The sequence below is a fragment of the Limnohabitans sp. genome (assembly GCF_040401495.1).
Taxonomy (GTDB): domain Bacteria; phylum Pseudomonadota; class Gammaproteobacteria; order Burkholderiales; family Burkholderiaceae_C; genus Limnohabitans.
The window spans coordinates 19,186-32,246 of sequence record NZ_JBBAOI010000017.1 but is presented as its reverse complement, the minus strand read 5'-3'; the positions used below and the strand labels follow the sequence as shown (position 1 = coordinate 32,246).

Genomic DNA, 13,061 nt, shown 5'->3' with positions numbered 1-13,061 from the left:
TGAACCAGTGGCTTTAATTTCAGTCTGCATACCAGCCTACAACCGAGCGGGATTACTGGGCGCACTACTGGACTCAATCCTTAATCAGGATTTCAACAACTTCGACATTGTCATCGCTGAAGATGGTTCCCCCGAGCGTAAAGCAATTGCTGCCAAGGTGGCAGAGTACCAGCAGCAATTCGGCGAAAAGCTGAAATATTTCGAGAACTCGCAAACCTTGGGATACGACGGCAACCTGCGCCGCTTGATTGAGTTGGCAACAGGCGATTACGTGCTTTTCATGGGAAACGACGATTTGCTCGCCGCTGGTGCGCTGAGTGCAGTGGCGAATGCCGTTCAAGAACAGCAGGATGTGGGGGTCATACTGCGCAGTTATTCCTCTTTCTTAACCGATCCAGAGAAGCCGGTGCAAGTGTTTCGCTACTTTGACGAAGACCGAGTCTTCCCGCCCGGGCCCGAAACGGTGGTGACTTTCTTTCGTCGCTGCGTCTTTATTTCCGGCATGGTCTTCAAACGTAGTTCGGCTGCCGCTTATGCTACCGAAAAATTTGATGGAACGCTGCTTTATCAGCAACACTTGACCGGTCATATCCTCTCAAAAGAGTCTGGCATCTACCTGAACCGCATCATCTCATTTCACCGTTTGGGTGGGGTGCCGGATTTCGGAGCCAGCGTCGCTGAGAAGGGCTTATTCGTTCCAAGGCAGCAAACGACAGATTCTTCTGTGCATTTCATGAGGGGTATGTTGGCTATTGCAAACTCTTTAGACGAACATAGCAGTGTAAAAGTCGGCCGTCGTATATTGAAAGATATCGGTAATTACGCTTATCCAATTTTGTCAATCCAAGCCGATTGCACGTTTGGTGCATTTCTGTCATACCTATGGCAGCTTATGAAATTAGGTTTCTGGCGAGTTCCACTTTTTTACGTTTACGCGATCGGTCTGCTCGTTTTGGGGCGTAAGAACTGTGACTATTTAATCACCCATATTAAAAGAGTTTTAGGTCGTGCGCCCTTACTGGGAAGCGTCTACAAGGGGCAGTCGCGTAAAGTAAGGAGCGACTGAATGCCCCGCAAGGTCATTGTTCGGCTCAAGGGTGGTTTGGGAAATCAGTTGTTTTGCTACGCAGCTGCACGTCGACTCAGTTTGGTCAATGATGCGGAATTAGTCTTGGACACAGTCACAGGGTTCGAGTACGACCATTTATATAAACGTACTTATTCATTGGCAGATTTTAGTATCCCAGCGCATTTGGCTACACCACAAGAACGTATGGAGCCTTTCGGACGTATACGTCGCCTGTTTGCACGAAAGTTATCGGAAAGCAAACCCCTCGATCAACGCCGATACATTCAACAAGTAGGGATAGATTTTGATCCCGGTATCGTTGCTCTGCGTCTGCAAGAGGGTACGACCTACTTCGACCCTTTCGGCCAAAGTGAAAAATACTTTGCAGATATTAGTGAGCAACTCAAACAAGATTTAAAAATGTCGGCCACAGTTGCATTAGACAGCCGCAATACTGCTGCAACCATAAACTCAACCGAATCAGTCGCTTTACATATTCGCTGGTTTGACAATGGCCTTAATAAGAACTCATCCAATATATCTTTAGACTATTACGCACAGGCCATTGCACAATTACTGACAAAAATTCCAGCAGCGCATTTCTTCGTTTTTACAGACCGACCAGACAAAGCAACAGGAATGATGGAATTTCTCTTGAAGACATACCAATATACGCTGGTAAGTCAAACTAAAGTGCTTGAAAGCGCGGAGACAGATTTTTGGTTGATGCGTCAGTGCAAACATTTCATTATCGGAAACAGCACCTTTGCTTGGTGGGCAGCATGGCTTGCTGAGCAAGATAGATCGGGAACGCAGGTATTTGCACCATCACGAAATGTTAACCCTTTACACAGCGTGACGGCTTGGGGCTTTCCAGGATTGTTGCCTGATAGATGGACCGCACTTTGAGGGCGTCGCATTGTGTGGACGTTGTCATTCCAGTCTATAACGGCGTAGAAACAATTCTCGATGCATTGAGCAGCGTATTAAACCAGCAGGGGGATTGGATCCATCGGATCATCGTGGTTGATGACGGGTCTAGCGATAACACAGCAAAACTTGTTCAAGACCTCGGCAGTCCTCTGATTGAAATTGTGAGTACGCCAAATCAGGGAGTCGCCAAGGCGAGAAATCTCGGAATTGAAATGTCAACAGCTGAATGGATCGCCTTCCTGGATGCTGACGATGTGTGGATGCCAAGCAAGCTTGGAAACCAGTTTCGAATGGCACAGGAGCACGACGTGGAATTTGTCTGTTCATCCGTGAGTTCAAATTCGTTGATGGCATCCTGCCGTATCAACCCTCAATTACTGGCGCGAGGAAATTTCGTGGCAACAAGTTCAGTACTTGTTAAGCGCAGTGTTTTGAACCGTATCCAACCGGTGTTTACGCCAGGAATGTCCTTTGCAGAAGACTATCTCGCTTGGCTCAAATGCGTGACCTTATCGCCGGGGTATTACATTGCTGACAAACTTGTCGACTACATACTTTCAGAGCGACCGCGCTATAACTGGGGTCTGATATTGAAAAATATCGTTGCAATGAACATCCGCTATGCAAGTTTCCTGCGTGACATTCAAGCACAACCTATGCAGCGTATGTGTTTGGCCTTTGCTGTCGGAGTCGGCTCATTGCGGTCCATCTTAAGTATTTGCAAGCGATTTGTAGCTTCCTACCGTTCAGGTGGCTTTACAAAATGAATGATAAGCAACCAGAACACTCCCGCTTAATGCAAGCCTTTCTTGCTATTGGCAAAACAAAATGGGCATGGGCTTGCAGACGTTTGTATTGCCCGGTACCTGCTTCAGCGCTTGTACTGGAGGTGGGATCCGGCGGAAGTCCCTATTTTCGCGCCAATGTATTGATAGACGCATACGCAGATACCCGCGAGCGACACTGGGCCCCGTTCATCACCGACCGACCGTCCGTCTTAGGGATGGGTGAGGCGCTACCGTTTCGTGACAAATGCTTCGATTTTGTGATTGCTTCGCATGTGCTCGAACACTCAGCTAATCCAGAGATTTTTTTGCGCGAATTGCAGCGTGTGGCCAAAGCTGGGTATATTGAAACACCAGATGCGTTCATGGAGAGAATCAACCCCTATTGGGACCACCGATCAGAAGTAACTGTTAGAAACGGAGAATTGTTAGTCCGTAAAAAGGCAGCTTGGCAGCTAGATTCAGAATTGGTAGAACTTTATGAAGAGAGGGCAAAAAGTTTGATTACTAGTTTAGTGATTCCTTCAAATCCCTTTACATTTCACACTCGCTTCTATTGGACAGGTCACATTCCATTTCGGATTATCAATCCTGAGATTGACGCCGGTTGGGAGCCCCCAACTATGACGCAAACCACTCAAATACAAATGTCTGTGCGAGCAAAGATTGGGCGCTTAGGCCTTGCAATGGCTCGAAAGTTATTTTCACAAAGACAACGTAACCGAAAAATTAAGTTGGAGAAACTGCTGCAATGCCCGTCATGCAAATCGACTGAATTGAGGTTTAGCCAAAGTGAAGTAACTTGTGAGGGCTGTGCCAGAAAATACGATGTCATTAAAGGTGTTTCTCAGATGTCTATAGAGAAATAATGCATCTGGCTATTGACGCAAGCAACATCCGGCAGGGGGGCGGAATCACGCATCTGTCGCAGTTACTCAGTGTTGCAAAGCCTGATGAAGCAGGCTTCAATCAAGTCACAGTCTGGGCGTGTAAAGAAACTACGGCGCAACTTCCCACTATGCAGTGGCTGACGAAACTATCACCCCCATGGACAGAGGGTGGAATCATGAGACGTTTTTTGGGGCAGCAATTTCAACTGGGACAAGAGACGTCGCATCGTGGCTGCGATGTCCTGTTTTCTCCGGGCGGTACTGTACCCTTCCATACCAAGGTGCCGGTGGTAACGATGTCGCAGAACATGCTGCCTTTTGAGCCCGAAGAGGCCATACTTTTCGGCCGCTGTAGTTGGATGCGATTGAAGATGTGGCTGCTGCGCCAATCGCAGGCACGCTCATTCAAAAATGCCGATGGTTTGATTTTTCTTACCCAATATGCGCAAGAAGGCGTAAACCGTTGGCTGGGGAAAGCCAAGGGTTTGCAGGCGCTGATTCCTCACGGTGTTGAGCCCCGCTTTGCGGGAAATCCTAAGCCACAACCCAGCGCAGAGGACTACTCGCTCGCCCAGCCGTTCACGTTTCTCTACGTCTCTATCCTGATGCCTTACAAGCATCAAATCGAAGTCGCCAAGGCTGCAAATGTATTGCGCCAAGCTGGATACCCGATCCGTGTGAAATTTGTGGGTGAGGATTGGGGGGCTTATGGCCAGCAGTTTCGCGAGACTTTGCAGGAACTGGACCCCCAGCAAGATTTTCTGATTTGGCAGGGTGGCATACCGTTTTCTGAACTTCATAACGTGTACCAAGACGCAGATGCTTTTATATTTGCTTCTAGCTGCGAAAATCTACCCAATATACTTATAGAGGCTATGACGGCAGGTTTGCCTATCGCATGTTCAAAACGTGGACCGATGCCCGAAGTTCTTCAAAATGCGGGGATCTATTTTGACCCAGTTCAGCCCCATGACATTGCCAAAGCGATGCGCACGCTTATCAACAGTCCTGAACTTCGATTGCAGTTGGCGGCACAGGCCAAAGAACGGAGTCAAGCGTATTCTTGGCAACGGTGCGCAAAAGAAACCTTCGAATTTATAACAGCAGTAGCAGCCTCGCGTCGAGCTTAAAGGGTAAGAAGAAATGGGAAGCAATGTTTAAAAATAGCAAGCTCTTGATCACCGGCGGCACAGGCTCGTTCGGTAACGCAGTCCTTAAGCGCTTTTTACAGTCTGATTTGGCTGAAATCCGCATCTTTAGTCGCGATGAAAAAAAGCAGGACGATATGCGCAAGCGCTATGACGCTCCTAAGCTGAAGTTTTATATTGGCGATGTGCGCGATAGCCGCAGCATCGCAGCCGCAATGCGCGATGTGGACTATGTCTTTCACGCAGCCGCGCTAAAGCAGGTGCCCTCGTGCGAGTTTTATCCAGGCGAAGCGGTTCGCACCAACGTGTTAGGTACTGAGAATGTGCTGGATGCAGCGATTGCTGCAGGCGTGAAGCGTGTGGTGTGCCTGAGCACGGACAAGGCGGTATACCCGATCAATGCAATGGGTATCAGCAAGGCTTTGATGGAAAAAGTCATGGTGGCAACCAGCCGAAATTTGGAGAAGTCGGAAACGGTGATTTGTGGCACTCGCTATGGCAATGTGATGGCATCGCGTGGATCCGTTATTCCTCTGTTTGTAGATCAAGTTCGGGCTGGCAAGCCCATCACAGTGACAGACCCAAGCATGACTCGGTTCATGATGTCGCTGGACGATGCCGTGGATCTGGTGCTGTATGCGTTTGAGCATGGCCGAAACGGCGACATCTTTGTGCAAAAGGCGCCTGCGGCAACGGTTCAGACACTGGCACACGCTATTTTGCAAATGATGGGTAAGCCTAGCCATCCTATTCAGGAGATTGGCACCAGGCATGGTGAGAAGTTGTTTGAAACCCTGCTGGGTCGCGAAGAGATGGCCTGCGCTGAAGACATGGGCCACTATTTTCGTGTGCCGCCGGATGGGCGTGACTTGAACTACGAGAAATTTGTCGAAGTGGGTGAACTCCGCCTGACGCAGAGCCTGCATGGCGAAGACTACAACTCACACAATACCACCCAACTGGACATTGAAGGAGTGAAAGCGCTGCTGCTTAAACTCGAATTTATGCAGCGCATTGCTCGCGGTGAACCCGCTGTGGCCGAGGGATGATGGCATGAGGGTGCTCATCACTGGGGCGGATGGTTTTGTTGGAAAGAATCTCCAGTTGCGCTTGCTTGAACGCAAAGACATTGAGGTGGTGACCTACACCCGCGCGGACACCGTGGCCGATCTTCCTGCGCGAGTCAAGGGCATTGATGTGGTCTTTCACCTTGCGGGTATGAATCGCCCCCAAGACCCACAAGAGTTTGTGGCTGATAACACTGCGTTGACTCTGGCGCTTAGCCGCGCTGTGCAAGACTCGGGGCGACATATGCGTGTGCTGTACACCTCCTCCACCCAGGCGAACTTGGACAATCCATATGGATCGAGCAAACGCTTGGCAGAGCAAGCCTTGCAGACTTTGGAAGGTGTTAATGGGACATCGATTCATGTGTTTCGCCTGCCCAATGTGTTTGGTAAGTGGTGCAAGCCTAATTACAACTCAGCTGTCGCGACGTTCTGCCACAACATCGCGCGCGGCCTGCCAGTACAAATTCATGATTCCGATGCGAGCATGACGCTGGTATACATCGATGATGTGCTCAATAGCTTCATCGGTTTGATGGATGGCGCAGATGCCGCACCGGATGCCGAGGGCTTCGAGACCTTGACACCGCAATACACAGTGACGGTGGGCCAGTTGGCGCGTCAAATCACCGAGTTCCGCGAAAGTCGCGGCAGCCTTGTGATCGACCGCGTGGGCACGGGCTTTGTGCGCGCACTTTATGCCACCTATGTAAGTTATCTGCCGGTGGAGCGCTTTGCCTACGAGGTACCCCAGTACCGCGACCCTCGTGGCGTGTTTGTAGAGATGCTGAAGACGCCCGATTGCGGCCAGTTCTCCTTTTTCACCAACCATCCCGGGGTCACCCGTGGCGGGCACTACCACCACACCAAGACCGAGAAATTTCTGGTCATCAAAGGTCAGGCCCGCTTTCGGTTTCGTCAAATGCAGACTGGTCAGGTGCATGAACTTGAAACCAGTGGCGAAAAACCAGTGATCGTAGAGACTGTTCCGGGCTGGACGCATGACATCACCAATATCGGCAGCGATGAACTGGTGGTGATGTTGTGGGCCAATGAGATTTTTGATCGGGCAAGCCCGGATACTTATGCCTGCCCCGTGTAATCGAACCAGGAACACCTCATCATGTCGCTGAAGAAACTCAAGATCATGACCGTGGTCGGCACCCGCCCCGAGATCATCCGCTTGTCCCGTGTGCTGGCTCAGCTCGATGAGCATTGCGATCATGTGCTGGTTCACACTGGGCAAAACTATGACTATGAGTTGAATCAGGTCTTCTTCGATGATCTGGGTATCCGCAAGCCCAATCATTTTCTTGACAGTGCAGCCAATTCAAGCGGGGCGGCGCAGACCATCGGTAACCTGATCATTGCGGTGGATCGGGTACTGGCGCAAGAGATGCCCGATGCCATGCTGGTGCTGGGCGATACCAACAGTTGCCTTTCGGTGATTCCGGCCAAGCGCCGCAAAGTACCCATCTTCCACATGGAGGCTGGGAACCGCTGCTTCGACCAACGTGTACCCGAGGAAACCAACCGCCGAATAGTGGACCACACGGCAGATGTAAATCTGACTTACAGCACTATCGCCCGAGACTATCTGTTGCGTGAGGGCTTGCCGCCTGATCTGGTCATCAAGACTGGCAGCCCGATGTTTGAGGTGCTGACATATTACCGCCCGCGCATTGACGCTTCTGATGTGCTGACTCGACTGGGATTGGAGGCCGAAGGGTACTTTGTAGTCAGCGCACATCGTGAAGAAAATATTGAGCCCACTCAGTCTTTCACTAAATTGGTCGCGGTGCTCAATGCCGTGGCAGAAGACCACAGCATGCCAGTGATTGTGTCCACGCACCCGCGCACACAAAAGCGCATTGATGCCACTGGGGTTGTCTTTCACCCTCAGGTGCGGCTACTTAAATCTTTGGGGTTTCATGACTACGTCAAGCTTCAGTTGTCAGCCAAGGCAGTGCTGTCCGACAGCGGCACCATCAACGAAGAATCGTCCATCCTAAACTTTCCGGCTCTTAACCTGCGCGAAGCGCACGAGCGCCCCGAGGGCATGGAAGAAGCGGCAGTGATGCTGGTGGGTCTAGAGGCTGAGCGAGTCCGCCAGGGGCTGGCCATTTTGGCGACTCAGTCGCGTGGCGCCGTGCGCGACCTGCGCCTTGTCGTCGACTACAGCGTGCCCAATGTGAGCGATAAGGTGGTTCGCATCATTCACAGCTACGTAGACTATGTGAACCGCGTGGTTTGGAAAAAATACTGAGTTGCATTTGCATATTCTTGTTGTAAGCCAGTACTTTTGGCCTGAGAATTTTCGGATCAATGATCTTGTGAAAGAGTGGGTGCTGCGCGGCCACCAAGTTACGGTTCTGACGGGGTACCCCAACTACCCTAGTGGAGAAGTCTTCCCTGAATATAAAAAGAATCCGACCCGCTATGGGTGGTTCGACGGAGTACAGGTCCATCGGGTTCCGATGCTGGCGCGCGCTAGCGGTTCGTTTCGTCTGGGCCTCAACTACCTAAGCTTCGTGCTGGGCGCCAGTCTTGTCGGACCATGGAAGTTGCGCGACTGCCGCCCCGATGTGATCTTCGTTTTCGAACCCTCGCCAGTGACTGTCGGACTTCCTGCCGTATTGCTAGGCCGTCTCAAGCGCTGTCCTGTGGTGTTTTGGGCGCTGGATCTATGGCCCGAAACATTGGCAGCTTTTGGCGTTATTCGAAGCCCCATGCCACTGGGCGCAGTGGCTCTTATAGTGCGTTTCATTTATAACCGATGCACACTGGTGTTGGGTCAATCACTATCCTTCCTACCCCAGATTGCAAACTATTGTGACGATACTAGCAAGGTGCGGTATTTTCCGAGTTGGGCAGAAGATATTTTCCAGCATCAGCTCAATGAACCCGTTTCAGAAATTCCATCGGCACCAGGAACTTTCAGCATCCTCTTCGCTGGCAACGTGGGAGACGCACAGGACTTTCCTACGATTCTTGGAGCAGCTGACTGCCTCAAACATCGTCATGACATTCGCTGGTTGATAGTCGGTGACGGTCGCCGTTCTTCCTGGGTGGCCGAGCAAGTTAAGACTCGGGGGCTGCAAGATCGGGTCCTGCTACTCGGGCGTTATGAAGTGGAACGTATGCCGGCCTTTTACGCACAGGCGGACGCGCTGCTTGTAACCCTGAAGAAAGACCCGACATTTAGCATGACGATCCCTGGCAAGGTTCAGTCCTACTTAGCCGCGGGCCGCCCCATCATTGGCATGCTCGATGGAGAAGGTGCTGATGTGATCCTCAGGGCAGGCGCCGGTTTGGTCTGCCCTGCTGGCGACAGCGAGGGTCTTGCGCAGACGGTACAGCGCTTGGTCAACATGCCACCAAATGAACGCCAGCGTATGGGCCAAAATGGGCAGGCCTATGCAAAGGCTGAGTTTGATCGCAACACTTTGGTGACTCGGTTGCTCAGCCTGCTTGAAGAGTCGATAAGCCTTTACCAAAAACGAATATTCCATAAGACTAAATTGTGAGATGCCTGATCACGGGTGGGAGCGGATTCGTTGGCAGAGCGCTGACCAGCGGTGCCTTGGCTCAGGGTCACGATGTTCGTCTCACGCTTCGTCGGTTACAAAGAGCAGATGAAACTGTTGGTGCTGAGACTGTTACGGTTGTCGAGCCGTCAGTAGATACTGATTGGACGGGTGCCCTGAGAAACGTAGAGGTGGTCGTGCATTTGGCGGCTCGCGTGCACATCATGAAAGACAACAGCTCGGATCCGATGGCTGAATTTCGTCGTGCAAATGTCGACATGACATCTGCTCTCGCTCGCCAAGCAGCGGCTTTAGGTGTGAGGCGCTTTGTCTTTATGAGCTCCGTCAAGGTTAATGGGGAGTTCACGCAAGCAGGCAGGCCCTTCACCGCCGACGATACTCCTTCGCCAGAGGATCCCTACGCAGTGTCTAAGCATGAAGCAGAGCAGGCGCTGCACCAGATAGCCGCAGACACGGGGATGGAGGTGGTGATCATTCGGGCACCACTCGTTTACGGACCTGGCGTTAAAGCCAATTTTGCATCCATGATGCGCTGGCTGGCGCGCGGTATTCCGCTGCCGCTGGCCGCCGTCACCGACAACCGTCGCAGTCTGTTGGCCTTGGGCAACTTGGTGGAGCTGATCCTGATCTGCTTGAGCCACCCAGCAGCTGCTAACCAGACTTTTTTGGCCAGTGACGCAGAAGACCTCTCAACGGCAGATTTGCTCACGCGCATGGGGGATGCCTTGGGTCATCCTGCACGCCTATTTCATATGCCACCTGCGCTGTTAAAAATCGCCGCAAAGGTGGTTAACAAACCCGGCATTTATCAGCGCCTTTGCGGTTCATTGCAGCTGGACATTAGCAAAACCAGACAGCTGTTGGGATGGAGCCCATCTGTGTCAGTCAATGAAGGCCTGCGGCGTGCGGCTCAAGGGTTTCGCTAATGAAGCGATTGTTTGATTTCTCAATGGCCTTGGTTGTTGGCTTGTTTTTGGTGCTGCCCATCGCGGCTGTGGCGTTGGCCGTGCGGCAGACTTCACCTGGGCCAGTCCTCTATTGGAGCGACCGGGTAGGCCGCCACAACCGCATCTTCCAAATGCCCAAATTCCGTAGCATGCGAATTGACACACCCGCGGTCGCCACGCACTTACTTGACAACCCCAGCCAGTGGCTAAGCCCCATAGGTTCTTTTTTGCGCAAATCAAGCCTTGACGAGTTGCCACAGTTGTGGAGCATTCTTAAAGGCGACATGAGCTTTGTAGGCCCACGCCCCGCACTGTTTAATCAGCATGATTTGATTGCGCTACGTACTGAAAAAGGCGTCCATGAACTCTTACCGGGTCTCACCGGCTGGGCACAAGTCAATGGGCGTGATGAGCTGCCTATTCCTCAAAAAGTGGAATTAGATGCGCATTATCTAAAGCGCAAATCCTTTGTGTTTGATCTGAAGATACTGTGGATGACAGTGATTAAAGTGACTGCAGGCCAAGGCGTATCACATTAAAAGTAGGCAATATGGAGCCAAACTGTTATGAAAAATCCGCTATTTAAACTGTCAGCCCCTGTCTTGGCTTTGCCAAGAGCGACCAAACGTTTCTTGGTTTTGTCGGTCGATCTTGGGCTGTGTGTCGCGACAGTCTGGTTGGCATACTATCTTCGTTTGGGCGAATTCATCAGCTTCAACGGTCAAAGCGAATGGGCCGCGGGTGCTGTGTGGGCAAGTACAGTGGCTATTGCTCTAGCCTTACCCATATTCATTGTCTCTGGCCTGTACCGCGCCATTTTTCGTTACAGCGGCTGGCCTGCACTTTTAACGGTTGCGCAAGCGGTAGGTGTTTACGGGCTTTTGTACGCCTGCATTTTCACCGCTGTTGGCGTCACAGGTGTGCCCCGCACCATTGGCATCATTCAACCCATCTTGCTTTTATTGCTGGTGGGTGCGTCAAGGGCATTGGCACGAGTTTGGCTGGGTGACCAGTACACAAGCATTCTCAAGCGTTCGTCTCGACCCAAGGCCTTGATCTATGGTGCGGGCAGTACGGGGCGTCAGTTGGCCGCGGCCATGGCCAACAGCCATGAAATACAGGTGGTTGGATTTGTTGACGACGACGACAGATTGCATGGTCATGTGCTCAACGGCCTACCCATTTACAACCCCGCAGACATAGAGGCGCTAACCACTACCCTGCATATCAGTGATGTTTTGTTGGCCATGCCTAGCCTGTCTCGTCATCGCCGCAATGAAATCTTGAGTCAAGTCCGCAGCGCCCGTGTAGCGGTTCGCACCTTGCCCAGTATGAACGATTTGGCGCAGGGCAAGGTGAGCATTTCTGATCTACGTGAACTCGATATCGATGACTTGCTCGGCCGTGAGCCTGTCGCGCCAAACCATATCCTTTTAACCAAAAACATTCTTGGCAAAGTGGTCCTTGTCACTGGGGCGGGAGGCTCCATTGGCAGTGAGCTTTGTCGGCAAATTCTTCTGGTAGGCCCAAGTAAGTTGTTGTTGATAGAGCAAAGCGAATTTGCACTCTACAGTGTTCAACAAGAATTAGAAGAAAAAAATGCAAGCAGTGAATCGGAGTTGGTTCCCCTGCTTGCATCGGTGCAAGACCCTGACCGTATGCGCGAGATCATGTCAACATGGCGCCCAGACACGGTCTACCATGCAGCTGCCTACAAACATGTGCCCTTGGTGGAGCACAATCCTGCTGCTGGTATCAAAAACAATGTGCTGGGTACGCTGCACACGGCTCAGGCCGCTGTTGAAAGCGGCGTGAGCGACTTTGTATTGATCAGCACAGACAAAGCCGTGCGACCAACCAATGTCATGGGTGCCAGCAAACGCTTGGCGGAAATGACGCTTCAGGCGCTCGCGCCCATCAGTACAGGCACCAAGTTCTGCATGGTTCGCTTTGGCAATGTATTGGGATCCTCTGGCTCGGTGGTGCCAAAGTTTCGTCAGCAGATTCGTGATGGCGGACCCATTACCCTCACGCACCCAGATGTCACACGCTATTTCATGACCATTCCTGAAGCGGCGCAACTGGTTATTCAAGCTGGGGCTATGGCAAAGGGTGGTGACGTTTTTGTGCTGGACATGGGGCAGCCTGTCAAGATTTTCGATCTGGCTAAGCGTATTGTGGAACTCTCGGGTCTGACAGTTAAAGATGAGAAAAATTCAAGCGGCGACATTGAGATCGAAGTCACAGGCCTGCGCCCAGGAGAAAAACTGTTTGAAGAACTGCTCATTGGCGATAACCCCAAATCCACCATTCACCCTTGCATCATGAAAGCTAGCGAGGAGTTCATCCCTTGGGTCGAGTTAGAAGCCAAGCTAAACGCTTTGGAGGTTGCCTTGAGCGTCAATGACGTTGGCGTCATCCGCTTAATGATGAAACAACTGGTGTCAGGCTATATGCCCAGCGACAATATTGTGGATTGGGTGTATTTGGAGCAAGAAGACGAAGCGCAGAAGCTGGGTTACAGCGCCTGATTTAAGATAAATATTCAATAATCTTGATGGTCACGCCGCATTAATTCAAGCATGTGACTTTGTGGTTACTGTCACTAACACAAGTGCATATATCGCGGGTGTAATTGGCAAGGAAACATTATTTAATGTGCCCTTCTGGTCAG

The 13,061-nt window shown here is 51.4% G+C and carries 12 protein-coding genes; all 12 read left to right on the top strand.

Annotation, left to right across the window (positions count from 1 at the left end):
- Positions 1–7: 7 nt before the first annotated feature.
- Genes AC9UEO_RS10400 through AC9UEO_RS10345 form a run of 12 tightly spaced genes read left to right on the top strand, consistent with a single transcriptional unit; the run spans position 8 to position 12,918 of the window.
- Entirely contained in the window at positions 8–1,066 is a 1,059-nt protein-coding gene (locus tag AC9UEO_RS10400; RefSeq protein WP_509532888.1) for a glycosyltransferase family 2 protein, read from the top strand.
- Positions 1,067–1,978, top strand: coding sequence for an alpha-1,2-fucosyltransferase (locus tag AC9UEO_RS10395; protein WP_509532885.1), 912 nt, complete (start codon positions 1,067–1,069; stop codon positions 1,976–1,978). It begins immediately after the preceding gene.
- Complete coding sequence (locus AC9UEO_RS10390; protein WP_509532882.1) at positions 1,963–2,769, top strand: glycosyltransferase family 2 protein; 807 nt, start codon at positions 1,963–1,965, stop codon at positions 2,767–2,769. Before AC9UEO_RS10395 ends, AC9UEO_RS10390 begins: the two co-directional genes overlap by 16 nt.
- Positions 2,766–3,656: a methyltransferase domain-containing protein gene (locus AC9UEO_RS10385; RefSeq protein WP_509532880.1), complete on the top strand. Its 891-nt coding sequence runs from the start codon at positions 2,766–2,768 to the stop codon at positions 3,654–3,656. The genes AC9UEO_RS10390 and AC9UEO_RS10385 overlap by 4 nt, the downstream gene beginning before the upstream one ends.
- Positions 3,656–4,807: a glycosyltransferase family 4 protein gene (locus AC9UEO_RS10380; protein WP_509532877.1), complete on the top strand. Its 1,152-nt coding sequence runs from the start codon at positions 3,656–3,658 to the stop codon at positions 4,805–4,807. Before AC9UEO_RS10385 ends, AC9UEO_RS10380 begins: the two co-directional genes overlap by 1 nt.
- A gap of 23 nt (positions 4,808–4,830) precedes the next feature.
- Positions 4,831–5,874 carry a polysaccharide biosynthesis protein gene (locus AC9UEO_RS10375; protein WP_509532875.1) on the top strand — a complete coding sequence of 348 codons (1,044 nt, stop codon included), beginning with the start codon at positions 4,831–4,833 and terminating at the stop codon, positions 5,872–5,874.
- A 4-nt stretch (positions 5,875–5,878) separates the two neighbouring features.
- A complete protein-coding gene (gene wbjC, locus AC9UEO_RS10370; RefSeq protein WP_509532873.1) occupies positions 5,879–6,994 on the top strand; it encodes a UDP-2-acetamido-2,6-beta-L-arabino-hexul-4-ose reductase in 1,116 nt (371 codons plus the stop codon).
- Between the two features lie 27 nt (positions 6,995–7,021).
- Entirely contained in the window at positions 7,022–8,158 is a 1,137-nt protein-coding gene (locus AC9UEO_RS10365; RefSeq protein ID WP_509532935.1) for a UDP-N-acetyl glucosamine 2-epimerase, read from the top strand.
- Position 8,159: 1 nt separating this feature from the next.
- Positions 8,160–9,419, top strand: coding sequence for a glycosyltransferase family 4 protein (locus AC9UEO_RS10360; protein ID WP_509532870.1), 1,260 nt, complete (start codon positions 8,160–8,162; stop codon positions 9,417–9,419).
- The gene (locus tag AC9UEO_RS10355) at positions 9,416–10,366 is read left to right on the top strand and encodes a UDP-glucose 4-epimerase family protein (RefSeq protein ID WP_509532867.1); all 951 of its coding nucleotides are present in this window, start codon (positions 9,416–9,418) and stop codon (positions 10,364–10,366) included. The genes AC9UEO_RS10360 and AC9UEO_RS10355 overlap by 4 nt, the downstream gene beginning before the upstream one ends.
- Positions 10,366–10,926: a sugar transferase gene (locus AC9UEO_RS10350; protein ID WP_509532864.1), complete on the top strand. Its 561-nt coding sequence runs from the start codon at positions 10,366–10,368 to the stop codon at positions 10,924–10,926. The genes AC9UEO_RS10355 and AC9UEO_RS10350 overlap by 1 nt, the downstream gene beginning before the upstream one ends.
- 27 nt (positions 10,927–10,953) lie before the next feature.
- Positions 10,954–12,918, top strand: a complete 1,965-nt coding sequence (locus AC9UEO_RS10345; protein WP_509532861.1) for a polysaccharide biosynthesis protein — start codon at positions 10,954–10,956, stop codon at positions 12,916–12,918.
- Positions 12,919–13,061: the final 143 nt, after the last annotated feature.